This is a genomic window from Vitreoscilla massiliensis (genome assembly GCF_001457815.1).
GTDB lineage: Bacteria > Pseudomonadota > Gammaproteobacteria > Burkholderiales > Neisseriaceae > Vitreoscilla > Vitreoscilla massiliensis.
The window spans coordinates 375166-399825 of the sequence record NZ_LN898219.1; the positions used below are offsets into that span (position 1 = coordinate 375166).

Consider the following 24660-nt stretch of genomic DNA (forward strand, 5'->3'; position numbering starts at 1 on the left):
TGTAGTGGTCAAGCCGCGCAGGACACTTTTATCTGAGAATTTTCATACTCCAATGGGCTCATTCCATTGTTGGCTGTATGTGGCCGTTTAAAATTGTAATAATGAATAAATTGCGTGATTTCTTGTTTGACTACACTTTCATTCATGCTCGTGGTATGGCCTAAACCTTCATATTTCAAACTGCCAAAGAATCGCTCTACTACCGCATTATCGTAGCAACATCCCATATCAGACATACTCAAACGCATCTTTAATTGACTGGCTTTCTTAGCGAAGGCTCGACTGGTGTACTGTGAACCTCGGTCGCTGTGAAATACACAGCCATACTGCGGTTGGCGTAAGACATGTGCCTGTTGTAACGCTTGAATCACCAAGTCAGCTTTCATGCGTTCAGCCATACTCCAACCCACAATGCGGCGAGAGAACAAGTCCATCACCACAGCCAGGTAGCGCCAACCTTGGCTGGTTTTGATGTAAGTAATGTCGCCGGCCCAAACTTCATTGGCAAACAACGGTTGGAAGTTTTGATTCAATAAGTTGAATTGAACTTGGTGCCTCTCATTGCGTTTGGTTGTCACCTTAAATGCTTGACGCTGCTGACATACCAAACCCAACTTTCTCATCACACTGCGAACTTTGTACCTTCCGACTTGGAATCCAATTTGTTGTAATAACGCTTTAATTGTGCGAGAACCTATACGTTGTTTGTGTTGGTTAAACAGAGCTCTGATTTGGATTTGTAAACCAACTTCAACCAGATTTGTCCGTTTAGGTTCCAAGGCATAGTAGGCTGAAACACTTACTTTCATTACTTTGCACAGAGTCTTAATTGGGTAATGGCGTTGATTTTGTTGAATAAAATTGTATCTTACTTCACGTGCTTCGCAAAGTAAGCGCTGGCCTTTTTTAATATTTCTTGCTCCATTCGAAGCTGTTTTATTTCTTTGCGCAATCGCAATAATTCGGCCTTCTCATCATCATTCAATATTGGCTGTTCAGTCAGTTTGGCTTTCCATTTATAGAGCAAAGCTGGAGTGATACCGACTGCTCTAGCAGCATCAGCCACTGAATAACCTTGTTTCAACACCAAATCAACCGTTTCTTGTTTGAATTCATCTGAATGACGGCGTGGGCTCTTTTTTGCCATGATTTTGACCTTTCAAAGGGAATTAATATTCTCTCAGAAATGTGTCCTGTTGTATTAGACCACTACATGCCTAATCAATCAGTTTCAAGATGGTGGCACTGTTTGGGTGATTGAGCGCAAACTCACGCAAGGCATGAAAGCAATGCACCACTTTGTCTAAGGTGTCGGCATTAACCAATAGAGAGAACGATAATTCTGACAACACCATCAGGTTGAGAATGGTGGATGCGGTTTCGGTGTCCACTTCGGCACTGCTGCCATTGGGGCTGTGGATGGTGATGGTTTTATAGTTATCCCACTCCATTAAAAAGCCGCCGTTAGTGAGGTGGTAAAATTCCCAACCACCACCGTCATAGCCCTTAATCAGTTGGTGGGCAAAGACGTACACATGGCTTTGAAACTGAACGTGGGCACGGCCCAAGTATTGAGGCAAGAAGCCCATGCGTTGGTGCATGGGACATTCAAATTTATCGATGGGTGTGATGCCATCATTGTGGGTAGAGACACTGATGTCGGTTTGCACTTGCTTATTTGGTTGGGTCATGGTTTTTCCTTATGGGTGGCATACTTGCACAAACAGACAGCCACTTTATGGTGGCTGTCTGTGTCTGTGTCTGTGTCTGTGGCTAGGGATTGGGAAATGGTAAAGATGTAGATAGGTCGATAGCGTTAAATATTGGAGTAAAGTGTTTGGCCATGGAATATAGGCACTACAGCATGAAGTGCCTTGCAATCATATTGATCTTACAAAGCACCAGATATTGTGATTGTGGCTAAGCCAATACTGTAAACCGTCTGCTGCCTGCACGGGTGGTGAAGTATGGGGCTACCCATTCTGGATGCTCTTGGATTAGGCGTTTGCTGTCTAAGATTTGAGCATCGGCAGTTTTCTTCCACGATACAGAGCCATTGCGAAACTGCACATGGCTGTGTTCTGCCATGGTTTGCTGTATGCGTTGTTTGAGCAGGCTTTCTTTGGTCTTGTATTCTTCCAAGCTTGCACGCACTTTGACCAATTCATCAAACACAGCATTCATATCCGCATCAAAGATTAAATCCAAAATTTGACCATTGTCTTGTTGGAATAAGGCTTGTAGAGCTTGGGCTGCCGAGTCGCTGCCATCGGCTGACGGTGGAATGTTGTTTTCCACATGCCACCAAAATTGCGCTTCCAATTCAATTAATTTGGTAATCAGCTCTTCATCCCGGTGCACACGGTGGATTTGCAAATCCTGCCCTGCGATCAACACCGCCACATCGGCAGCTTGCTTGCCCGTTACCGCCAATTGGTGCATCACCTGTACCAGCACATACTCAGGCACACCGTCTTTCCAAGCCTTGGCACCGTAAGCACCCGCGGTTTTGCATTCGAGTATCTGTACATCGGCTTGACCGATTACCTCACGGTCTAGGTTGGCCAACATAAACGGATGCTCTGGATGTTGCAGGATGGCATTGACGCGGCGAACCTTATTGCCGGTGCGCTTGCTGTAATGGGTGGCGACGATGGGTTCCAATACCGTGCCCCAATAAGTGGGATGGGTATCGTCGCTTGGGTCTATTTGATTCAAGCTCTGTTCAGGCCGTGTCTTCTCTATCCATAGAGCCAAACGGGATTGGTAGGGATTCAAGCCCAGAGCTGTTGCTGCATCAGAACTGCCCAAGCCTGAACGTCTGGCCTGTAGCCATTCATCACGGCTCAAGTCTTTGGTTTTGACCAGACGTAAAGCGGATTGGGATTTAGGTTTATGTGAAGATTTACAGGCCACATGTGTTACATCAGCGGCGATAAGCTCAGAGTTTGAGGTTGAAGCAGTATTAACTACAGGGATGGGTAAGTTCATAACATTCCTCTCAGACATAAAAAATCCCCCAATGGCCACAGCCATCAGGGGAACAAGTCATTCAACACAGGGAAATAATGCAATATTATAGAAACGGATTAAGCCACCAATTGCAAGGCCTGTTCCAAAGCTTTTTGTTTCATTTGACCACCATTGCCAAACCAAGCAGAATCCAGGCGATTTTCATTGGAACGTGCTTGGCGTTCATGGTCGACAAACTCAGTCACCGCACAGAGCAAACCCCATGCGGTGTCTTTGGCAGCGGTCAATTCCGCACCACGACCTTGTCCATTAAACATGGCCTGTAACTTTTTATAGGCTCGCTCATTCGGCATCACACTTTCAGTTTGTGCATTGAGCAGTTTCAAATGTGATTTGGCTCCAATGACAGGTACGACATCTGTTTGGTTACTGGACAGCAAGGTTTCAAAATAGCGGTTGGCCTCTTTAACACTGACCTTGCGCTCAGACAAGACTTTCATCTCGTACATAAACTGATCCCATTGCGATACAGCTATACCCAAACGCCGTTTAACCGCATCGGCATCGAAGTTGGAACGGTGCGAAACTTTGACTGCCTGTTCAGTACCATTCACTGCAATCGACAAGGTGTTGTTACAAGCTACCCGCACCGTAGTGGGCATTGCTATGGTGGCGAGACTGCCATCGCATGAGGTGGCCAATAACACATAGCCATTGACCAAATCATTGCCTTTCAATACCGTGGATTTCCCTGTCCGAGCCAAAGCCCAGAACTTACGTCCACCTTTGAGTACGCCTGCGGTTTCCAATTCAAAGCCCGCTTGCTCAGTCAAATCACGGTAAAACTCCAATACCTCCATGGGCTGTACTACTTGGTAGCGATTCGAGACCACTGATAAAGCGGAATTGGTGTCACTGCGGTACAAGACTTTCTGTTCATCGAATGAGCCAAACATTGATGCATTGTGAACATTGTCGATAGAAAAATGGACTGGTGATTCTTTGATCTGCCAGTCCATGCCTGCGGCTTGTGCCCATACTTCCAGTGGTTGTTTCTCTGGCAATTGATTACCTAGACCATGCCAAGGGGTTAGGCCAGTATAGGCCATGGTTTCTACTAAATGTGCCATTTGAGTGCTCCTAAATGCCCCATGACCTAGGCTTGGCCTAAGTCATAGTGTCAAATATGGTTGAATAAGTGAAAGATGTTCGTTGCCGTTCAAGGCATGGAAATGGTGTTGATAGTGATATCACTGGGTTCTTTACTGGAAAACACATAGCCACAGTCTTGGCATTCAAGGTTTTTAAGGACGTGCTCATCCACAACCTTGCCCAGTTGAGAACCGGCAATGCCACCTGTCGCACCGTAAAAAAGCGCACCGAAAAGTGCACCAGCCACCGTGCCTGCAGCAATACCAACAGGGCCAGCGACCATACCGATTTTGCTGCCGATATTGGCACCAGCCAGTGCAGCAGTGGCACCGCTGATGGCACCACCTGCCGTACCGATGATGCCACCATAGGTTTTAGCAGTGTCTTTGGTGACGATGTGCGCAGAATTGCATTTGGGGCAAATAGGGTTTTGCATAGACATACCTTTCAAAGGAAAAGAAAAAGCCTGCCGTGAAGGCAGGCCAATGGATTCACTTTGATGGTATGGATTTGAAAATTTATTAAATCTAAAATCTACTTATGAAAGATAAAATAAATTTTGTTTTGAGTTAAAATCGCTGAGGATTTGATATTCCAAACACTCATACCTGTAATGAAAATAATTCGATAGTCATTATCTTCACGATTGTTTACATTGCCACTCAAAGGAGAGGTAATGAAATCAATCAAACAACTACCAAAAATTGATGGTGATTTAGGCTGGTACTTAAGCTCACCTAATTATGGTATTAAAATTGGTAAAGCCCTAAAAGGGATTCAATATGCAGATATCGCTATTATCGGCGCCGGCTACACGGGTTTATCTACAGCCCATAGGTTAAAAGAGCTTTACCCTAATAAAACCATTGCTGTCATTGAGGCTTTAGAAGTTGGACAAGGTACATCTGGTAGAAATGCTGGATTTATCATTGATTTACCACACAATCTTGATGCAAATGACAATAATATTGAAGATGATCTACAGCTTTATCATCTCAATAATTTTTCAATTAATCGTCTCAATACATTCCGTCAACAATTCAATATTGATTGTTTATGGCACCATGCAGGCAAATACATGGTTGCCAATGAAACATCGAATCTTCGTGGTTTAGATGCTTTTGAAGTTGTGCTTAAAAAATGCAAATTTGATTTTGAGAGAATTAAACGCAAAGAGTTATCACAACGATTAGGTACAGAATTTTACCAGGAAGGAATATATACACCTGGAAATATTCTAATGAATCCCTCTGCATTAATAAGAGGAATTGGAATAGGTCTACAAAATGAAATAAATATCTATTCCAACTCACCTGTTATTAATATCGAATATGGTGATGAGCATCAGATTCATACAATTGGAGGCACCCTCAAAGCAAAAACTTTGGTGCAGACAATCAATTCTTTTACAGAAGAGTTTGGTCTTCTCAAAAACAAATTGGCTCCAGTGTTTACTTATGGAAGCTTGACCAATCCTCTTCCACAACACCATATAGATAAATATTTCAGAGATGTTAAACCGTGGGGGCTTACTTCTGCTCACCCAGCTGGAACCACTGTTCGATATACATCAGATAATCGAATTTTGGTTCGTAACATTATTGACTTCAATGCATCTTTGCACTCGACGGAGCAACAACGTGATTTTGCTTGGAAGCAACATCGAAAATCTTTTATCGCTCGCTTTCCATTCTTACAGGATATTGATTTTCAATATACCTGGGGAGGAATGCTGTGCATGACATTAAATCATAATTCTATTTTTGAAAAAGTCTCTGATAATATCTACATGGTTTGCGGATGTAATGGCGTTGGAGTAGCAAAAGGCACTTATTTAGGCTATTACATGGCAGAAATGATCTATGGTAACAATAGTAAAGAACTAGAGTTTATTCAAAAAACCAGCCATGTTAGCTGGGTTCCACCAGAGCCATTTAGAAGCTTTGGTGCCAAATACAAAATTAATAAAGAACAACTTACAGCTGGCAACGATATATAAAAATACAAAGGAGAAATAATGAAGAAAGTTAATTTAGAGGATATGGAACTGAATAGTTTCCATAAAAAGCTCACGATATATTCATCAGGTGGACCATTTTTAGATGGTTATGTTCTTAGTATTATCGGTATTGCATTAGTACAGGCCACACCTGCATTAAATTTATCTGTTTTTTGGCAAGGTCTGATTGCAGCTTCGGCCTTAATAGGTGTGTTTTTAGGTGGATTTCTTGGAGGTTGGTTTACCGATAAATATGGACGGAAAGTTTTATATACATTAGATTTAATTGCTATTATCGGATTTTCCATTGGGCAGTTTTGGGTTGAGTCCGCATGGGCATTGTTTGTATGGCGATTACTCATAGGCATTGCAGTAGGTGCTGATTATCCTATTGCTACCTCATTATTGGCAGAGTTTGTTCCTAGAAAATACCGAGGTCCATTGGTTGGTGGCATGATTATGATGTGGTTTGTGGGTGCTGCCGTTGCCTATGTCGTTGGCGAAATGTTAGTACGCTCTGGTCCTGATGGTTGGAGATGGATGTTAGCAAGTGCAGCTTTGCCAGGAGTGTTATTTTTAGCAATGCGTCATGGCACCCCTGAGTCACCGCGCTGGTTGATTGGTAAAGGTAGATTAGACGAGGCTCAAGCAGTCATTGAAAAAGTGTATGGACCTAACTACTCAATCAAAGATTTACCTGAAGTTGCCCCAGAAAACAAAGCCTCAGTTTCTCAATTGTTTAAATCTGGCTATGGCTCAAGAATGTGGTTTATCACCGTATTTTGGACATGCTCAATCGTTCCATTATTTGCAATATATGCATTCGCACCAAAGATACTGGGAGCATTGAAGCTTGATGGAGCCATGGCCAATATTGGATCAGCCGCTATTACAGTTTTATTTTTAGTTGGATGTATTGCTGCTTTGAAATTTGTTAATAGTATGGGACGTAGAAAACTACTAATTCATAGTTTCATTTGGTCTGGCCTTGCTTTATTAATACTTGGTTTATTTCCAGACAGCTCAACCACCATTACTTTATTATTATTCAGTGCATATGCTGTTTTCATTGGTGGTACACAAATACTGCAGTTCGTGTATCCAAATGAGTTGTTCCCAACTGAGATACGAGCAACAGCGGTTGGTTTGGCCTCTTCTTTGAGTAGAATTGGTGCTGCAGTTGGAACATATCTCGTACCGATGTCACTGGATGGTCTGGGTATTGGTAATACTATGTTGATTGCTGCAATTATCACCTTCATTGGAGCAGTTGCTAGTTATAAGATGGCACCAGAAACTAATTCGTTGGATTTACATGCAGCTGCAAACCTGACAGACTGATACTATTATTTACACGATAAAAGCGTAGGTTTAAACCTACGCTTTTTTAAAGTATGAATTCCAAAAATATACGCGCTTTAAATTATCTGTATTACTTTTTCATCGTAGCCAAACAAGGCAGTATCAGTAAATCTGCAGAGCAGTTGGCTGTTACCCAAGGTGCGATTAGCAAACAAATTGTTAATTTGGAACAAATTCTTGGTGTTCAATTATTCAAACGTGAAAGTCGTGGTGTTTCTTTGACCCAAGAGGGGAGGATTCTCTATGAGTCTATTTCTCCTTGTATTGATGTCATATTCTCAGCATTTAACCGTATTCAAAATCAAGAAGACAGTAATGTCATTAAAATTATTTGTACTGAAGCGGTGGCTCATTATTGGTTAGCGCCCATCACATATCAATTCTCAGAAGATTTTCCAAATATTAATATCCATATCACATCAAGCAATGCAATTAGTGCTGAAGTAATTGAGGCATATGATTTCGGTATTTTATATGGTAATGGTCAATGGGATGCATTGAATACATTCTTATTATTCCAAGAAAAAATCAGTCCAATTTGTCATATTGACTATCCAGTTGAAGACATTAAAACAATCAATGATTTAATGAAACACAAACTGATTCAATTAGATCCTTATCAATGGCGTTGGATTACATGGCAAGAGTGGATGAAAATCAACCATTCTCAGTACCATCCACAAAAGGATACTTTAGTTTACAATCAAGTAACTTTAGCCTTAGCAGCCTGTACCAATAAACAAGGTATTGCTTTAGGCTGGGAGTTTATGGTTAAAGACTTAGTGAAAAATAACATTCTGAAAAAAATTAGCCAATTTGAAACACTTACAGGGATGAATGATTATCTGGTAAATTCCAAATATAAAAAGCTTTCATCTCACGCGCAGATTTTTCGTGATTGGCTAATTGCTTCTATAAAATGATTAGTCGAAAATTCAGGACAGGCTCGGGATAGGGTGAATAAAGCCTCTTAATACGCCTTTACTGGCTTATTGCTGTTTCAACATATCAAACAAAATCCTTACAAATTGATCCATCTTGGCGGGATCTGTCAGTAGCTGCATTTTCTGATTTTGGTGTGCTTCATCGCTTTCAAAAATGGCATCTTCAGCTGAATTCCAAAAATCACCCAACATCGCTTGTTCTGGTGAGTTATTGGCGATTTGGGTCATCACAATTTGGTTCTCTGACAGCTTGTCTCGAATGGTGATAGCGTAGTTAACCATGTCGCCTTCAGTCAGATTGTCTGTCACAAATACTTCATTCAATCGTTGAATCACCACCGATAAGAACTCTTGCTTAGCATCACGGGCTTTGCCGCTGCCCAAGTCATTGCCAGGTTCCAGCTTGTGTTCAGTGCTATTGGCTTTGAGTTTAAGGTCTTTCTTTTTCAATTCTGACAAACGGTAGTGACTCATTTCCACATTGCTCAAATCCAACTCATCTTCAGGCGAGATCTGTTCGCGCAGCATGGGGCGCAAGTAGCGGCCATACAGGCTGAGTTTTTCCAAATCATGGTTATCATAATCGACGATTTGCGACATAAACTCATAAAAGCGCACAAAGCTGCCCAAGTCTTTTTTAAACAGCTCCAAGCGTTCTTTTTCTTTGGCCACTTCTTTCAATGCATTTTCTGCATTGGCAATTAATACCGCATCTCCCGTTTTCTGAGTCCGTACAAACATTTCTTTACTGATCTTATAGGCCGCAACTGCTTCTTGATAACGCTTGGTCCAACGTTCTACCGCAGGCTTACAAATATTGCTGATGGCGGCAGACGACTTGCCTTTGGTGAAGAAGGCTTCTGCAAACTGCTCTACTTCATTCCACTGAAAAATCTTGGCGACTTTCAGTTTTTCAAACAAATCAAACACCAAATCAGGATTGGAAACATCGGCCAATTCTGCGGTTTGGTAATAGGGTTGAAACGCATTGAGGATTTCATCAGGCTCATTGAAAAAATCCAATACAAACGTGCCCGCTGCTGCTTTACCAGGATAGGTACGATTCAAGCGTGATAAGGTTTGCACGCATTCCACGCCGCCCAATTTTTTGTCCACATACATGGCGCAGAGTTTGGGTTGGTCAAAGCCGGTTTGGAATTTGTTGGCCACGATCATCACTTGGAAATCATCACTGTCAAAGGCTTTGCGCATTTCACGCTTGTTTAACAACGGATTCATGTTCAATTCATTGAATTTTTGGTCCAATAAACCAGTGCTTTGAGGGTCATCATCGGTGAAGCTGACTTCGCCTGAAAACGCGACCATGGCGGTAATCCGTGGGTATTTCTTCTCGGCAATGTATTGGTCAAAAGCCAATTTGTAGCGCACTGCTTCTTTGCGAGAACCTGTGACCACCATGGCTTTGGCTTGGCCGCTCAATAAGTGCATCACATGCTCTTTAAAGTGCTCCACAATCACTTTGACCTTTTGGGCAATATTGTGGTCATGCAGGCGCACCCATTGGTTCAATTTCACTTTGGCGCGTTTGGAATCGACCTCATCGTCTCGTTCTTCCAGCTTTTGCTTCAGCTTGTACACCACTTTGTAATTGGTGTAATTCTTCAACACATCCAAAATAAAGCCTTCTTCAATCGCTTGGCGCATTGAATACACATGGTAGGCTACGGGCAGATTGGTTTTAGACGGCGGCATATTGGGATTGGGCACACGGCCAAACAACTGCAAGGTTTTGTCTTTCGGCGTTGCGGTGAAGGCATAGTAACTGAGGTTGCTGCTGCCTTTGCGTGCGGCAATGATGTCGCTTAACTTCTCATCGGTTGATGCCTCGGTTTGCTCATCTTCTGCTGTTTCGGTCATCAACACCTCGCGCAATTGGCGGGCGGTGGAGCCACTTTGTGAAGAGTGGGCTTCATCAGCAATGATCGCATAGCGGCGTTGCTTCAGGCTGATGTTGCTTTCTATCGCGTCCAACACATGCGGAAAGGTTTGTATGGTCACGATAATGATGGCTTGTGAAGCTTCCAAAGCCTTACCCAGTTTTTCAGATTTCGCACCCGTGCCTTCTTTATGGTTGATGCGAACCACCACACCATCCACCTTATTAAACTGTGAAATCGTGTCTTGTAATTGGTCATCCAACACCGTGCGGTCGGTCACCACAATCACAGAGTGAAATTGCTTTTCATCTTGATTGCGATACAGCTTGGACAATTGGTGTGCCGTCCATGCAATCGAATTGGATTTGCCTGAGCCTGCACTGTGTTGTATCAGGTATTTTTGTCCTGTGCCTTCGTCTTTAGCGGCCTGTACCAACTTGGTCACCACATCCCATTGGTGGTAGCGCGGGAATATCATCACTTCTTTTTTGTATTTGCGGCCCTCAGCATCTTCGCGTGCTTCAATGTGCAAGTGCACAAAATACCCCAAGATGTTCAATAACACATCTGGACGCAAGATTTCATTCCACAGGTATTCTGTCGCATAGCGGTTAATGTCTTCAGGTACATCATTGCCAGCACCACCATCGTGGGTGCCACGGTTGAATGGCAGAAAATAAGTGTCTTTGCCTGCCAATTGTGTGGCCATGTACACCTCATACTGGCTCACGGCAAAATGCACCAATGCCCCGCGTTTAAACGTCAACAAAGGCTCAGGCTTATTGGTGGCGGGGTCTTTGGGCAGGCGGGTGTCTTTGTACTGGGTTTTGGCCTGTTCCACCGCTTGCTTGAATTCTGATTTCAGCTCCAAGGTGGCCACTGGCAAACCGTTCACAAACAACACCAAATCAATACGCCATTTCTTCGCTTGCTTGCCTGTGGCCAACAGCTCCGCTTGGGTCGCATACGGGCTGTACACCAATTCAGGCACGATGCGGCAAATATTGGCTTGGTAGCGGGCAAGCAAGTCGGGATTGAGGGAGTTTTCAGGTTTGAATTGGCACATCTCAAACTGGGTATTGCGGCATCTGAAACCATCGCGCAACACGCCCAGAGTACCGCATTTGCGCAATTCTTCATCTGTGGCAGTGGTATCGGCTTTTTTCAATTGCGCCACCAAAGCATCCAAGAAATGGCGTTCGGTGTTTTCAGGGAAGAGCTTGGCAAACTTGTCCCACTCTTTGGCTTGGGTTTGCTGCACAAAGGCCAAAGCATCGGCTTCATACAAGGCGGTTTCGCGATTGTAGAGCTTAGGTGAACCTTCCTGCCAACCATTTGCCGTCATCTGCGCAATAATGTCTTGTTGAAAAACGCTTTCTTTGCTGCTATCGCCTGCCATGCTCATTCCCTTATGAGACAGATACACCGATGTTGACTGGTCGCTTGGCTAAGCCCACACTCTTGTCCACTCGGTATTATTAATAGATTGTTTGAAGCTTGTATCATAACAAGTTAATCATGCATTTGGGGTAAAAACACTGTTTGTTTGTGTTTACAGGCCGCTTAAGCAAGCGGCCTGTAAATGTGTGGTGGTCATGAACTCACTGTCTGTTAAGATAACATACCGTTTAAAACACCATCGCATCATGCGGAGAATGCCAGTTTCTGACATCGATTTTGCCTGTGACTGCAGCGGAGATTAAGGCTGTGCGGCGTTCTTGCATGAGGTGGATAGCTGATTGGGCTTTTGTAACCAACTCTTCAAATCTTTGATTAGATTGCTGAACACTTTCTAAAATCTTTAATGCTTCCTGGTAAGGTGGCAACAAGTAATAAAGCTCTTTAATTGTCTCTTGCCCAATATTCTGCATTGAGTGGCTTGCCCCTGTCGCACCTAGCTCAATTTGCTCCCTTACCACTCCAATAGATAAATATAAAGCAACCATTTCCGGTAAGACATCTTTACATAATTTGAGTCGGTACAATTTATCACAGAGCATTAGATTTGGATAATCACCCTGAACAACAGCTGCACTTCCTACTAATTCCTTTGTATTTGCACGGGAAACTAGTAAATCCTTTTTTTGGATTACATATTGCAAACGTGGCTCTAATTCAGGTGGTAAAGCTTTATTTTCATAGTTTCTAAAAGAGCCACCATTAACACATCCTACTTTTAGAACACCATATTCACTTGAATCAGCTGGACGAGAGTCGCATTGAGGACTCCACCCCTGTTCAAAAGTCGTGGTGATGTATTTGATTTTTATACATTCCCAGTGCTCAGGCACTTGTCCCAACCATTCCACACCTGAATCTTTCATAGTTGCATTGGGATTCAAACCTTTGGTGACCGCATGGCTGATGACGGCTTGACGCTTTTCTTGCAGCAAGGCTATCAACTGTTCTTGTTTGGCAATCAAACGGTCAATTTTTGCGGTTTCATAGTCAAGAAACTTGGTAATTTGAAGCTGGCTTTCAACTGTTGAAGCTGAAATTTTTAATGAAGCAACTTTTTCCTGATTAATATTAGGCTGACCACCACCTGAAGATAATTGAATGATTTCATTCTTAAAAGCCTGCAACCAATAAAAAACATATTTGTTATTCAATATCTTAGATTTTGTCATTACACAACATGCTTGGTTTGTTGTAGCTTCAATACCCAAAATTCCCAATCGTCCAATTGTTGCACCATACATTGCAATAGCTACTGAGCCAATAGGATATTTTTTTAATGTTGGAAACTGTTCTATCGTCTTTTGAGATACCTTTTTATTGGTATCAAAAATCACATTTTCTCTAAGCTCTCCTGTTGTTATCCAAGGAATGTCACCTTCAAAATTTTCCTCATTAGAAGTTGATGGCGTAGTACCAGAGCCAATTTCTACATAGGAATGACTTAATTTCCACATTTCCCAGCCACTAGGAATCTCTCCCAACCAGTCAACCCCTGAATCCTTATACTCCGCATATCGCTGATACTTGCCCATTACGAATGCACCTCTTGCAACAGCGCCATAATCTCACGGCTGACCGCATCCAAATCTGCATCAATTTCTGCTAAATCACGTGGTGGCTCATACACATAGAAATGGCGGTTAAACGGAATCTCATAACCGACGATGCCAATTTCACCATCTTGGGCATCGCGCTTGTCGGCATTGATCCATGCATCGGGCACGTGGGGTTGAACTTCAGCTTTGAAATAACTCTCGATTAATTCAGTGGTGCTGATGGCTGGGTTTAAGGCAATGTTTTCGGCATCACGCAAATCACCGTCTTGGGCAAACTCGACCACCTTGCCTTGGTAGGCAAATTGCCCATACAAAGGATTGGCACTGCCTTTAACGGTTTTGCTGATGACAGGCTCAGCTTCTGGGTTTTTCCATGTGATGGCATCAAGCAGTTGCTTTTTCTCTTTAGCATCCAGTTTGATGTTCAGGCGTTTCATGGTGGCATTGAGTTCGGTTTCAAAGGCATTGAAGTCATCGTGTTGTTCGCAGCCCAATGCAGCCTGTAACTGCTTGGTCACTTGCGCCAATTGCTGCTGCTTGAGCCAAATGCCTGCATCCAATAAGACTTTAATGTCTTTTTCTTTCAACTCCGCACCTTCGGCTTTCAACAGTGCCCGAATTTCGGCGGTGTTGTCTTTTAAACTGTTTGCCAAGTTTGCATCCACTACCAAGCCCAACTGGGTTTGTATGGTTTGCATGGCTGCGGCAAATGGCTTGGGTGCAAAGTGTAAAGCGGCAATGGCTGCATCGCTGATTTGTGCCGACAAGCGCAAAGGCCGCTCGATGGTGACACGGCGGTAACCAAATTGATGGGCAGCAAAAATCTTGCTGCTAAAGGCTTTGTCTTCCACCATGTCTTCGGTGGCTGTAAAGTCACCAAAGTTTTTCACAATGGTGGCAATGTCGGCCTCACTCAATTCATTGCGCTTAGAGCCCAGCGATTTGCGCATTTTGCTGCTGAGATTGGCCGCATTGATTAAATGCACTTTGCCTTTGCGTTCATCACGTTTGGTATTGGACAAAACCCACACATAGGTGGCAATGCCTGTGTTGTAGAACATGTCGGTTGGCAAAGCGATGATGGCCTCCAATAAATCGGATTCCAAGATGTAACGGCGAATTTCACTTTCGCCACTGCCTGCGCTGCCTGTGAACAACGGCGAGCCATTGAGAATGATGCCGATGCGACTGCCATTACCGTGTGCTTTGGGGTCCCGCATTTTGCTGATGAGGTGCATCAAGAACAGCAATGAGCCATCGGATACACGCGGCAAGCCTGGGCCAAAACGGCCTGCAAAGCCTTTTTGCTCATACTCATCTTTAATCTCACCTTCAATTTTTTTCCAATCCACCCCGAATGGTGGGTTGGACAGCATGTAGTCAAAGCTATCTGATGCCAATTGGTCATTGGACAAGGTATTGCCCAGTTTGATAAGGCTAACATCTTGGCCTTTGATGAGCATGTCGCCTTTACAAATGGCGTATGACTCTGGGTTCAACTCTTGGCCGAACACGCGCATCAGCGCATTGGATTCATTTCGTGCATGTATTCCATGCCTGAAGACAAGAAGCCGCCTGTACCTGCGGTTGGGTCGTAAATGGTGCGGATGATGCCGTCTTTGCTCAAGGCTGCATCGTCTTCGGTAAATACCAAAGCAGTAGTGAGGCGCACAATGTCACGTGGGGTAAAGTGTTCCCCTGCGGTATCGTTTGAGCTTTCAGCAAACTTACGGATTAGCTCTTCAAACACCAAACCCATCTCATGATTGGAAATGGCATCAGGGCTTAAATTGGTGGTGGCAAACTTCTGCACCACTTTGTACAGCAAGTTGGCATCATTGAGCTGCACCACGAATTCATCAAATTTGAAGTATTCAAAAATCTCACGTGCATCTTTGGAAAAGCTTTGCACATAAGTATTGAGGTTGGCACGAATGTCGTCTTGCCCCAGTTTGCTGAGGTCTAACGGTGAGGTATTGAAAAATGCCAGTTTGTTGGTGGCACGCAGTAAGAATTTCTCCTGTGTCTCTTCTGGCAGATTTTGGCTTTGTATGCGCTGGTACTCAGCCACCACCTTGGCTTTGCTGTCTTCAAGGACACACTCCAAACGGCGCAATAACGTGAATGGCAAGATAATGCGACCGTATTGCGACTGCCTAAAATCACCGCGCAATAAGTCAGCCACTGACCAAATGAATGCTGCTGTTTGTGAAAAGTTACCACCAGACATGTTTATTTCCGTTTTTGATTAGTTGATTTTTAAAATGGCGCTATTGTGGAAGCAATTGCTAGGTTTGTCACCTTCTCAGATGAAGCCTGCTCAAACTTTGTATCAATACCTAATTTCAACATATCCCTGTAAAGGATCATGGGGAATTTATGTTATCTGTGTGTTTTACAAAGATAATGACCGCTTACGCGGCCATCTATAACGAGGGTGGCTATGTACAGTCTCCTGAAATAAAAACTAGGGCGTGTTCTCATTTGGCCTTACACCAAATAAAGATACAAGCCAGTCGTAGCATGGCCTTGTAATTGCGGGCTAATTTGTCAAAACGCGTTGCAATACCTCTGAAATGCTTCAAGCGGGCAAATGCATTTTCAACCACATAGCGTAAGCCGTATAAATAACGGCTAAATTCCGGATTACTTTTGGTGCTGTTGGATTTTCTAGGGATGACGGGAATCATTCCATGTTTTCTTGAAGAGTCTCTTATCTTTTCAGAGTCATAGCCCTTATCAGCGACCAAATAATGGCCGGTTTGAACCAAGGCGATCAGCTGCGGTGCAACTTGACTGTCGTGGGTTTCGCCCCCAGTGATTTCAAAATCAAGCGGATGTCCGTTCGCGTCGACGGCCAAGTGTATTTTTGTAGTTGCGCCACCTCGTGAACGGCCAATTGCTCGAGCCTCACCACGCCTAGCTCCACTCGCATGCTGATGAGCGCGGACGTAGCTTCCGTCGATGAATACCCGTTCTGTATCCAATACGCCTCGTAGTTTAAAAAAAACTTGTCCCATAAACCCTTGATGGCCCAGCGATTAAAGCGATTGTAAGCCGTTTGCCAAGGACACAAATCTTCAGGAATATCTCGCCATGTCGCTCCAGTGCGAAGTTTCCACAAAATGGCCTCCATGATATTTTTGCTATTTTTGGAACGGTAGCAGCCATAAAACTTCATGGTATCTTGAATTTGCAGCCAAATATCATCGGTTAAAACTCGGCGGGCCATGTTAAAACTTTTATCAAATAAACATATATTTCATTCTATAACATAAGTTTTAGGAGTGGCTTATTTCAGATTTGAAATGAGAACACGCCCTAAAGGATTGTTCTCGGCCTGCCTCTTAAACCTTGCTTAGGCTTGTATTGAGAAATAAAAAATGTACGGATGTTTTTACCAGTGGCATCTGTAAATATCTTATTGAGCTGGTAAAGATCAATTTTAGCCAAGTAAGCCAAAGCGTACTTCACATTGAAAATCTTCTCCACATCTCTGTAATGTACCATTCCTGTACCGTTGATAGAATAGTCTTGCCCACTGGTTAAGTGCGCATGACCTACCATTCCAGCTAATGTGCTCTCCCAATATGCTTGAATGGCTTTGCCTAAGCCATATTCACTTTGGTGATGATGTCCATTGAAAATGAATGCTGTATGAAAATGCCATCCTCTAGCAGGGGTATATTCCAACTTAGCCATGGAAGTAATGCAATGAGCAAAGAGTTGGTTAAAACGCATATTATTTAGAAGTCGTTTCCAGGCTTCAATCATGAATCGATCAGTGATGTCTAAGGTATATTCTTCACGAATATAGAAATCCACTCTCACAACCAATATCTTTGCATATTTTTGAAGCAATTCATCAATACGTTTGTCAATCATATCAAGATTGTTTTGATTGTAGCCATAAAGACGCTCAGGCAATAATGTTTGGTCCATTTCATAAGTCCTTGCAGAGGACTGTATAGCTGATCAACTGTGTTAATGCTTGGTAGTTTTCAATAGTAGACAGTTAATGTGATACCTTGCCTATTAATCAAATGGTTTTAATAGTGGTTCACAACAATCTGATGTTTATACTAAAGGAAGATTAAGTTCATTGATATTCAATCATCTAGAGATATCATTACATTATTGTCTTGATTATCACGGATAGCTGATTTGCTACTTGAACTGTCTATTAATATATAAAATATAATATTAATAACCCATATTCAATTTTATTAGAATATCACTGGATTACAAGGGAATGCATTGGTTTCAGTCCCTTGTGTACAAAGCATGACATTGTTTTTTTCAACTACACAGTTAGGTTTTAATGTGCCAATAAAAATGCCCTCAGTTCACAGTGAATACTGTAAGAACTAAGGGCCAATTATTGGAGTTCAGAAGAGTAGGCTTATCTAAGCCGATTGTTGCAATACATCATCAAGTGACTCAGCATGCTGTTCTAAATACTTATTGGTTAACCAGTCATCAATCATAGTAGATACCCATCCAATCGAGTTACCGCCTAGCTTTATGGGTTTTGGAAAGCTTGGGTCATAACGTGGTGATTTAGGATTGATCCAATCATAAATAGTAGATTTGCCGATTGCTAACTTGGTTGCAACTTCTTTGATACGTAAAATGCGTAATTCGATAGTCATTGTATGAACTCCGTTGATTATTAATAAACGGAAGTGAATTCGCAGGTTTTGCTGAGATGCTGATTCACTTCATACAAGTGGCCAATGTAGTAATAAATTTATTTGTACTTTCTTCCCCCAATACCTCCGCATCCAAATGATGACTTAGAAAGTTCAGGAAAATCAATAAAATAACCTCGCTCTTTAAAAGAGAGTTCTTTTAATAGCAGCGTCTTATCCACTTTAGTGATATCTGGATATTGATTCAATACAGATATATTGAATTCATGATCTTGTGCAATTCGATGAAACTTAGCTAATAGTTGTTCAATGCTTGCATGAAAATCCTCATATCCTTCCTCTTCATGATTTTGAGTAATAATGTGCAACTCTATACTGACTTTGCACTCTTGATTGGAAGTGAGAAGCCACAAATACTTCACGGGTAAGAGATTTTTTAGCTTTGAAAACTCATTACGTAATGTAGAAAGGAGCTGAATTCTAAGATTATTAATTGCATGATGATTCATGGAAAAATCTTCGACATCGAATATGGAAGTAGTGGATGTATGAGAATTCCAAGAAATATCAATTTGACAAAATTGTTTTAAAACCAGATTTGCAGAAATACTGGCAATAAGTTTTTGCACACTTTGATTGCGTTGATTGAGCTGAGTGTAAAACTCCCTGTTTTTTTGAGTCGCTCTCTTATCTAAACTAACAAGTTGATAAAGGTTAAATAGCCAATTATTGAGCATTTCAAAAACATTATACTTAGCGGTCCTATCGGAGCTTAATAATTTGAATATATCACCCGTATAATTATTACAATATGAGAATTGAATGAGTAATGGGTTTTGAAGATAGGGCACTGCAGAAATACTCTTAGTAATGATGTCTGCATTTTCAGTGATGTCAACGTCCCTCAATCCTGATAGTTGAGTTGTGCTTAATAATGTAGGCACATATATAAGGGGAATTGTAGGGTAAGTATTGAAAGTAGCTTTGTATATCTCAATATAAGTTAACGAGGCTTTTAATAGCTTATCGCTTAAGTCACTGCTTTTATATTTATAGTCTATATAGATATTCTGCTCGATACTGCTATTACCCGACAACACTCTCAGGGTTTTAAATATCTTTGTATTTGGAATTGCGTCGGGCTGAAAGTGGTACAGATGACTGAAAAAGCTGTTTTTCTTTACTTTAGAAAGTTTATAAAGAAGTGAGCAGAGATAATCAATGTGCTCTTCAGAGTTTAGGCTCATGGTTACTTTCTACTGGTAGTGAAGTTTCTTACAGTTGGGACTTTTAACATCAGCTCCGTATCCTGTAATAAAGGTATTGATATGGCGGATTCGACAAACTGAGCAATTTCTTTAGCATGCCCTAAATAGGGCAGTTCTTGTTTGTAAAATGTACATAATGCTGTCGGAAACAGAGGAAGAACTGCATTTGACCACAGCTGTTCTATTTCAATTGTACTGACGCTAAATACACTGTCTAAAAAATCAATTTGCAATCCAGTTAAATGGTTGTATGAAACTTTTTTAACATATCCATTGCAAACATACTTTGCTCTTAAGTTTTTGCTAAATCGTCGCAGTATGGTCTTAATTTCATGATTACTCATACCTGATTCTAGATATGCCCAAAGTGTGATATGTCTGATTTCAAAATGGCGAATGAGATCATGAGTATCAACAAATAACTTTGCTTTTGAGTCCTTATTGAAATTAATTAAAGATGATATTTCTGCTTTAGTCGGGTTAGGTCTATTGAGCAAATTATTTCTTGTTCTAATAAATACTGTAATCGCAGTGACAATATCATTATGAAAATTTTCAACTCTTTTAAGATTTAGTCGAGCATCTGTTTTGGTGCGTTGATAATAACTGCGGACCTCCTCAGCAATTGGAAAATTTATCCAAGCAGGTTGCGAGTGACTGCTTCCAATTTGAATGGTGCATCCCGTCAATTCCTTTTTAAAATTGTCACATAACCATGTTAACAATTGGTACAAATACCCATATCGGTGAGTCTTAAAATTCAAATTGATTTCATTCATCAACATGGGCAATGATTGTCTATAACTCAGGTCTTCATTCAAATAAGTGAAAAAATCCTGCTCATTTTTAATTGCTTCTGTGTGTTATCGGTAGAGGCAATTAAGTACAGGATATGTCCCAAGGTAAAAAAGTCAATCAGCATTTTTTGTAGCTTGGCAAAGTTGACTTTAAAATTTTCTAGCAATAAATGTGGTTGAGTTGAGTTCTCATCCATGTGTATATTTTTTGGCTGAGCGATCTCTATTATCAACTCAGGATGCAAGCTACTCCTAAGATAGACTAATGAAAATAAATTATAGTTTCCAGTACCATATAGGTTTAGGAGCTTATATTTGAATGCAGTATTGTTAGAAATATTCATATAAACTAAAAATTCCTGATAATGAATATATTTTATATTATATTTAATAATTAAAAATAAAATATATTTTATTAAATAATTTTATATTATTTTTATAATAGATTTAAATTTTAATCTGCCAATGTTTTATATTGTATTTTTATCATATATATTATTAAAATTACCTTTTTTAATTATAGAAGAATGATGAATACAGCCCAGAAAACAGCACTACTCATTGCCGTTATTTTGCGTCGATCAGGATATAAAATTGCTAGGATCACAAACAAGGAGTTCGCCAATATGGCAAGACACTTCAGCTATTCCGCACGTTATTTTGTTCAAGTGCAAGAACATCTGCTGGAATATGGAGTTGCCTTACATGAGTACCCTGGTCCAGGATACTTACTGATTAATTTGAATTGTGTCAGTGTTAATAAAACTTTAGCCTTTGAAAATGACACTATAGATTTTTTACAAGATCTAGACGAAGCTATGCTGGTTAAAGAGTTGGATATCATTAAAACCAAGCCTGTCGAATACAATGAACCGCCTTCAGAAACGGCGAATGAACTAGAAAAGTTTTGGGCATTTTTATGTGAACTGGCGGAAAACAAAAAAGTCATCACTTATAAAGATGTTTTAGAAGCCGAGGAATTGTCATTTACGCACCAACGGCAAATCATAAGACCCTTACAATACATCCGTGAAACTTGTCTTACCAAGAGATGGCCACCTCTTGATGCATTGATAATCAATCATGCTTTAGGCCGACCTAAAGCATATAAGGATTTGGATTCGTGGGAACAGGATAGAGACAAAGTATTTCAATTTGATTGGGGTGACGTACTTGATCAGTTTGATGCTGAACGTTTCTACTGAAGTATGGTTTGATGGGTTGAGGCGAGTGAGATGAGTTGTAAATATCCAATCGCCTCTAACTGAAACTAAAGCAATCTCATTTCTGGTTTACCCCACAGTTTACCCCTCAGAGTTGATAGCAAAAAATTAAGGACCTAGATTTTCATCTAAGTCCTTGATTTTATTGGTCGGAGTGAGAGGATTCGAACCTCCGACCCCTTGCACCCCATGCAAGTGCGCTACCAGGCTGCGCCACACTCCGAATGGCGTTCATTATAGCGGTGGCATACGAATAGGGCAAGCCATCTGGGTGTGCTTGCTGCGGAAATATGGGACTATTGGTTTAAGAAGAGGCTGGTATGGTACATGAATAGCGATGTGTAGAAATGATGGGTTTTGCATGGGCATGAGGTGTAGGCGGTATTTACAGGCCGCATAAGGTGATGGTGTGCTGAGGGGTTTTGTCAATCAGGTGTTGCCATGCGTAATGGTGACTTGTTTTCCATGATTTAATTTGCATATAGAGATTCAAATCAATGCAGTCTTATTGTCCAGCATGTGCCTGTGCTGGCATAGAGGTTCAATCCAACGGGTGCAAATCCCTTCTAAATTCAACTCTTTCGAGCATTGCTTTGCCAAGAGGGCGAGCAAGCTGGGTGTATTTGCCGCCTGATGGCTATTTTGAGACGGGCTATCAAGAGGATAAACGCACACTGAACGAAGTGAAACAAGCGGCCTGTAAACATGCAATAGCTTACAGGCCGCTTGTTTGTGTTCATGCGCGCTGCTTCAACACTTAATGGTGCTGGCTTGTTCACACATCGACGCTGCGGCTGAAGATTTCGATGACGCTGTTTAAATGGGTTTGCATGGCGATGCGGGCCTGTTCGGGGCGCTGCTTTTCGATTGCAATCAGAATTTGATGGTGCTCCACTTGTGAGCGCAGTGGCATGTCTTCGGGCGTGTACAGGGTTTGCAAACGGTTGAATAACTCGGTGTATTGCTTGCCCAATAAATAACGGATGAAGTAGGCGTAAGCCGGATTACCGCTGGCTTCGGCGATTTTGATGTGGAACAAGCGGTCGCCTATGTGCTCGGTCGAGGCGTTTAAATTGTCGCTGACATTCATGATGTAAGCGTCTTTGATTTCTTGCATCAACTCATCGCTGCGGTTGGCGGCGGCGAGGGCGGCAAATTCTGGTTCCAATAAGAGGCGTGCTTGCAACACTTCAAATGGAGTGATGTCGTCCCCTTGGGCCAAATACGGCAGCAGTTGTGGGTGAATTTGTGGTTCGGTATGACCAATTTTGGATTGGTCTGGACACTTAACATACACGCCACTGCCCACTTTCACATCGACCCAACCCGATACTTCTAAGGCAATAATCGCTTCGCGCACGGAAGTGCGACTTACGCCCAATTGTGCTGCAAAATCGCGCTCTGGCGGCAATTGATGACCGATAGGATAGGTGTTATCGCGTATTTTCTGCTTAATTTCATCGGCTATCTTTTGGTAAAGGCGAGTGGTTTCCATGGTTTTGTTCTCATCAGGCATCAAAAAATACTTGCAATCAGGATTACTATCCCTTAAATTGTACAGACCAATTTTAAATTGGCTAGACCATTGTAACAGAGTGCAGTCTTAGTCTAGACCAATACCGTGATTATACCAAGGAGATGAAATGAGACTAGCTGGTAAAACCTGTGTGATTACCGCCGCAGGTCAAGGCATAGGCGCGGCATCGGCATTGGCGTTTGCCAATGAGGGTGCGCAAGTGATTGCAACCGACATCAACCAAGACACCTTAGAACAATTGGCAGCGGCACATGCCAACATCCGCACGGCCTTGCTGGATGTGACCAATAAGGCGCAAATCGACGCTTTCGTGGCGGCCACAGGTCAGATTGATGTGTTGTTCAATTGCGCCGGTTGGGTGCCAGCTGGCAGCATTTTGGAATGTTCTGAAAGCGATTGGCAACGCGCGTTCGACATCAATGTCACCTCTATGTACCGCCTGATACAAGGCTTCTTACCAGGCATGTTGGCCACAGGCAGCGCGTCCATCATCAATATGTCGTCTGCGGCTTCCAGCATCAAAGGCGTACCGAATCGTTTTGTTTACAGTGCCAGCAAGGCTGCGGTGCTGGGTTTGACCAAGGCCATAGCCGCCGATTACATCACTTCCGGCGTGCGCTGCAATGCCATTTGCCCTGGTACGGTGGAATCACCTTCTTTGCACCAACGCATTGCCACTCAAGCGGCAGAGCAAGGCAAGACGGTGGAAGAGGTGTATGCGCAATTCGTGGCGCGTCAGCCCATGGGTCGCATAGGCAAGGCTGAAGAAATTGCGGCTTTGGCGGTATTCTTGGCTTCAGATGAGTCGGCGTTTACCACAGGCACCATCAATATGATTGATGGCGGTTGGTCCAATTAATTTGTTTTTGCAGGATACCCAATATGAAATTAGTACGTTTTGGCGCCAAAGGCGCAGAAAAACCCGGCATTATTGATGTTACAGGCCGCATTCGTGATTTAAGCGGCGTGGTGACCGACATCAATGGTCATGTGTTGGCACATGAATTGGACAAAATCCGCGCGGTCGATGTGAACACTTTGCCCTTGGTAGATGAAGGTGTGCGCTATGGCGCTTGCGTGGGCAATATTGGCAAGTTTATTTGCATCGGTTTGAATTATTCTGATCACGCCGCCGAAACCGGCGCCGCCATACCTGAAGAGCCAATTGTGTTCAACAAATGGACCAGCGCCATTGTCGGCCCGAATGACAATGTGGAAATTCCACGCCATTCTCAAAAAACCGATTGGGAAGTGGAATTGGGTGTGGTCATAGGCAAAGACGGTCGCTACATCGACAAGGCCGATGCCATGGATTATGTCGCCGGCTATTGTGTGATTAACGATGTGTCTGAACGCGAATACCAAATCGAACGCGGTGGTACTTGGGACAAAGGCAAGGGCTGCGACACGTTTGGTCCGATAGGCCCTTGGCTGGTAACACGCGATGAAATCGCCGACCCGCACCAATTGCACATGTGGTTGGAAGTCGATGGCAAACGCTACCAAGACGGCAACACCAACACTATGATTTTTGATGTGCCCACCATCATCAGCTATTTAAGCCAATTCATGAGTTTGCAAGCAGGCGATGTGATTTCCACCGGCACCCCTCCGGGCGTGGGCTTGGGTCAAAAGCCGCCAGTGTATTTACAGGCCGGCCAAGTGATGCGTTTGGGCATCGCTGGCTTGGGTGAGCAAGAGCAACACGTGATACAGGCACTCTAAAGCGCGCTGAACCACACTCAAATCGCATAAGAAGTGTGGTCACGCAACAATACCCCAACAACAAAGGAGAAGTAAGCCAAACAAGGCTTACAGGCCGCTTGCGCCTGTTGGTT

19 protein-coding genes, 1 tRNA gene and 1 pseudogene are annotated in these 24660 nt (G+C 42.6%); 6 read left to right on the forward strand and 15 right to left on the reverse strand.

Going from position 1 to position 24660, the window contains the following annotated elements:
* Nucleotides 1–8: 8 nt before the first annotated feature.
* From BN3003_RS07425 to BN3003_RS07450, 5 genes are all read right to left on the reverse strand, one after another.
* Nucleotides 9–1147, reverse strand: a protein-coding gene (locus tag BN3003_RS07425; protein ID WP_407701090.1) for an IS3 family transposase whose coding sequence is annotated in 2 segments (ribosomal slippage) — nucleotides 9–910 and nucleotides 910–1147 — 1140 coding nt in all. Because the reading frame shifts where the segments join, the coding sequence is not laid out codon by codon here.
* A gap of 70 nt (nucleotides 1148–1217) precedes the next feature.
* The gene (locus BN3003_RS07435) at nucleotides 1218–1691 is read right to left on the reverse strand and encodes an antirestriction protein (protein WP_058356005.1); all 474 of its coding nucleotides are present in this window, start codon (nucleotides 1689–1691) and stop codon (nucleotides 1218–1220) included.
* Between the two features lie 229 nt (nucleotides 1692–1920).
* Nucleotides 1921–2991 (reverse strand): YqaJ viral recombinase family nuclease, encoded by a 1071-nt coding sequence (locus tag BN3003_RS07440; RefSeq protein ID WP_082625596.1) that lies wholly within the window; start codon nucleotides 2989–2991, stop codon nucleotides 1921–1923.
* A 98-nt stretch (nucleotides 2992–3089) separates the two neighbouring features.
* The gene (locus tag BN3003_RS07445; protein ID WP_058356006.1) at nucleotides 3090–4103 is read right to left on the reverse strand and encodes a DUF932 domain-containing protein; all 1014 of its coding nucleotides are present in this window, start codon (nucleotides 4101–4103) and stop codon (nucleotides 3090–3092) included.
* Nucleotides 4104–4192: 89 nt separating this feature from the next.
* Complete coding sequence (locus BN3003_RS07450) at nucleotides 4193–4561, reverse strand: hypothetical protein (protein WP_058356007.1); 369 nt, start codon at nucleotides 4559–4561, stop codon at nucleotides 4193–4195.
* 240 nt (nucleotides 4562–4801) lie between these two features.
* Here BN3003_RS07450 and BN3003_RS07455 point away from each other — a divergent pair, with 240 nt between their 5' ends.
* Genes BN3003_RS07455 through BN3003_RS07465 form a run of 3 tightly spaced genes read left to right on the forward strand, consistent with a single transcriptional unit; the run spans nucleotide 4802 to nucleotide 8409 of the window.
* Nucleotides 4802–6124 (forward strand): NAD(P)/FAD-dependent oxidoreductase, encoded by a 1323-nt coding sequence (locus BN3003_RS07455; protein WP_058356008.1) that lies wholly within the window; start codon nucleotides 4802–4804, stop codon nucleotides 6122–6124.
* A gap of 18 nt (nucleotides 6125–6142) precedes the next feature.
* Nucleotides 6143–7465: an MFS transporter gene (locus tag BN3003_RS07460; RefSeq protein ID WP_058356009.1), complete on the forward strand. Its 1323-nt coding sequence runs from the start codon at nucleotides 6143–6145 to the stop codon at nucleotides 7463–7465.
* Nucleotides 7466–7518: 53 nt separating this feature from the next.
* Complete coding sequence (locus tag BN3003_RS07465; protein ID WP_058356010.1) at nucleotides 7519–8409, forward strand: LysR family transcriptional regulator; 891 nt, start codon at nucleotides 7519–7521, stop codon at nucleotides 8407–8409.
* A 66-nt stretch (nucleotides 8410–8475) separates the two neighbouring features.
* On the opposite strand, the gene BN3003_RS07470 is transcribed toward BN3003_RS07465, so the two are convergent.
* From BN3003_RS07470 to BN3003_RS07505, 8 genes and pseudogenes are all read right to left on the reverse strand, one after another.
* Nucleotides 8476–11727 (reverse strand): type I restriction endonuclease subunit R, encoded by a 3252-nt coding sequence (locus BN3003_RS07470; protein WP_058356011.1) that lies wholly within the window; start codon nucleotides 11725–11727, stop codon nucleotides 8476–8478.
* Between the two features lie 229 nt (nucleotides 11728–11956).
* Nucleotides 11957–13321 carry a restriction endonuclease subunit S gene (locus BN3003_RS07475; protein ID WP_058356012.1) on the reverse strand — a complete coding sequence of 455 codons (1365 nt, stop codon included), beginning with the start codon at nucleotides 13319–13321 and terminating at the stop codon, nucleotides 11957–11959.
* A pseudogene (locus tag BN3003_RS07480) lies at nucleotides 13321–15575 on the reverse strand (type I restriction-modification system subunit M). Before BN3003_RS07480 ends, BN3003_RS07475 begins: the two are co-directional and overlap by 1 nt.
* A 250-nt stretch (nucleotides 15576–15825) precedes the next feature.
* A protein-coding gene (locus tag BN3003_RS18420; RefSeq protein ID WP_407701094.1) for an IS5 family transposase occupies nucleotides 15826–16577 on the reverse strand; the annotation gives its coding sequence in 2 pieces (ribosomal slippage) (nucleotides 15826–16346 and nucleotides 16346–16577; 753 coding nt in all).
* Between the two features lie 89 nt (nucleotides 16578–16666).
* A complete protein-coding gene (locus tag BN3003_RS07490) occupies nucleotides 16667–17287 on the reverse strand; it encodes a YagK/YfjJ domain-containing protein (protein ID WP_058356013.1) in 621 nt (206 codons plus the stop codon).
* Between the two features lie 464 nt (nucleotides 17288–17751).
* Complete coding sequence (locus BN3003_RS07495; RefSeq protein WP_058356014.1) at nucleotides 17752–17997, reverse strand: helix-turn-helix transcriptional regulator; 246 nt, start codon at nucleotides 17995–17997, stop codon at nucleotides 17752–17754.
* Between the two features lie 98 nt (nucleotides 17998–18095).
* Entirely contained in the window at nucleotides 18096–19244 is a 1149-nt protein-coding gene (locus BN3003_RS07500) for a hypothetical protein (RefSeq protein ID WP_058356015.1), read from the reverse strand.
* Between the two features lie 2 nt (nucleotides 19245–19246).
* Complete coding sequence (locus BN3003_RS07505; RefSeq protein ID WP_058356016.1) at nucleotides 19247–20050, reverse strand: hypothetical protein; 804 nt, start codon at nucleotides 20048–20050, stop codon at nucleotides 19247–19249.
* A 542-nt stretch (nucleotides 20051–20592) separates the two neighbouring features.
* On the opposite strand from BN3003_RS07505, the gene BN3003_RS07515 reads away from it, so the two are divergent.
* Nucleotides 20593–21267, forward strand: coding sequence for a hypothetical protein (locus BN3003_RS07515; RefSeq protein WP_058356018.1), 675 nt, complete (start codon nucleotides 20593–20595; stop codon nucleotides 21265–21267).
* A 164-nt stretch (nucleotides 21268–21431) separates the two neighbouring features.
* On the opposite strand, the gene BN3003_RS07520 is transcribed toward BN3003_RS07515, so the two are convergent.
* A tRNA-Pro gene (locus BN3003_RS07520) sits at nucleotides 21432–21508 on the reverse strand.
* A 552-nt stretch (nucleotides 21509–22060) separates the two neighbouring features.
* Entirely contained in the window at nucleotides 22061–22780 is a 720-nt protein-coding gene (locus BN3003_RS07525; RefSeq protein ID WP_058356276.1) for a FadR/GntR family transcriptional regulator, read from the reverse strand.
* Nucleotides 22781–22928: 148 nt separating this feature from the next.
* Between BN3003_RS07525 and BN3003_RS07530 the strand changes: the two genes are divergently transcribed.
* Both BN3003_RS07530 and BN3003_RS07535 read left to right on the forward strand, forming a co-directional pair.
* Nucleotides 22929–23681, forward strand: coding sequence for an SDR family oxidoreductase (locus BN3003_RS07530; RefSeq protein WP_058356019.1), 753 nt, complete (start codon nucleotides 22929–22931; stop codon nucleotides 23679–23681).
* A gap of 23 nt (nucleotides 23682–23704) precedes the next feature.
* A complete protein-coding gene (locus tag BN3003_RS07535; RefSeq protein ID WP_058356020.1) occupies nucleotides 23705–24547 on the forward strand; it encodes a fumarylacetoacetate hydrolase family protein in 843 nt (280 codons plus the stop codon).
* Nucleotides 24548–24660 lie beyond the last annotated feature (113 nt).

Coding starts and splice junctions, on each gene's coding strand:
- BN3003_RS07535 (WP_058356020.1), top strand. CDS start 23,705: ATGAAATTAGTACGTTTTGGCGCCAAAGGCGCAGAAAAACCCGGCATT.
- BN3003_RS07490 (WP_058356013.1), bottom strand. CDS start 17,287: ATGGACCAAACATTATTGCCTGAGCGTCTTTATGGCTACAATCAAAAC.
- BN3003_RS07440 (WP_082625596.1), bottom strand. CDS start 2,991: ATGAACTTACCCATCCCTGTAGTTAATACTGCTTCAACCTCAAACTCT.
- BN3003_RS07525 (WP_058356276.1), bottom strand. CDS start 22,780: ATGGAAACCACTCGCCTTTACCAAAAGATAGCCGATGAAATTAAGCAG.
- BN3003_RS07445 (WP_058356006.1), bottom strand. CDS start 4,103: ATGGCACATTTAGTAGAAACCATGGCCTATACTGGCCTAACCCCTTGG.
- BN3003_RS07450 (WP_058356007.1), bottom strand. CDS start 4,561: ATGCAAAACCCTATTTGCCCCAAATGCAATTCTGCGCACATCGTCACC.
- BN3003_RS07530 (WP_058356019.1), top strand. CDS start 22,929: ATGAGACTAGCTGGTAAAACCTGTGTGATTACCGCCGCAGGTCAAGGC.
- BN3003_RS07470 (WP_058356011.1), bottom strand. CDS start 11,727: ATGGCAGGCGATAGCAGCAAAGAAAGCGTTTTTCAACAAGACATTATT.
- BN3003_RS07500 (WP_058356015.1), bottom strand. CDS start 19,244: ATGAGCCTAAACTCTGAAGAGCACATTGATTATCTCTGCTCACTTCTT.
- BN3003_RS07455 (WP_058356008.1), top strand. CDS start 4,802: ATGAAATCAATCAAACAACTACCAAAAATTGATGGTGATTTAGGCTGG.
- BN3003_RS07495 (WP_058356014.1), bottom strand. CDS start 17,997: ATGACTATCGAATTACGCATTTTACGTATCAAAGAAGTTGCAACCAAG.
- BN3003_RS07505 (WP_058356016.1), bottom strand. CDS start 20,050: ATGTTGATGAATGAAATCAATTTGAATTTTAAGACTCACCGATATGGG.
- BN3003_RS07515 (WP_058356018.1), top strand. CDS start 20,593: ATGAATACAGCCCAGAAAACAGCACTACTCATTGCCGTTATTTTGCGT.
- BN3003_RS07475 (WP_058356012.1), bottom strand. CDS start 13,321: ATGGGCAAGTATCAGCGATATGCGGAGTATAAGGATTCAGGGGTTGAC.
- BN3003_RS07435 (WP_058356005.1), bottom strand. CDS start 1,691: ATGACCCAACCAAATAAGCAAGTGCAAACCGACATCAGTGTCTCTACC.
- BN3003_RS07460 (WP_058356009.1), top strand. CDS start 6,143: ATGAAGAAAGTTAATTTAGAGGATATGGAACTGAATAGTTTCCATAAA.
- BN3003_RS07465 (WP_058356010.1), top strand. CDS start 7,519: ATGAATTCCAAAAATATACGCGCTTTAAATTATCTGTATTACTTTTTC.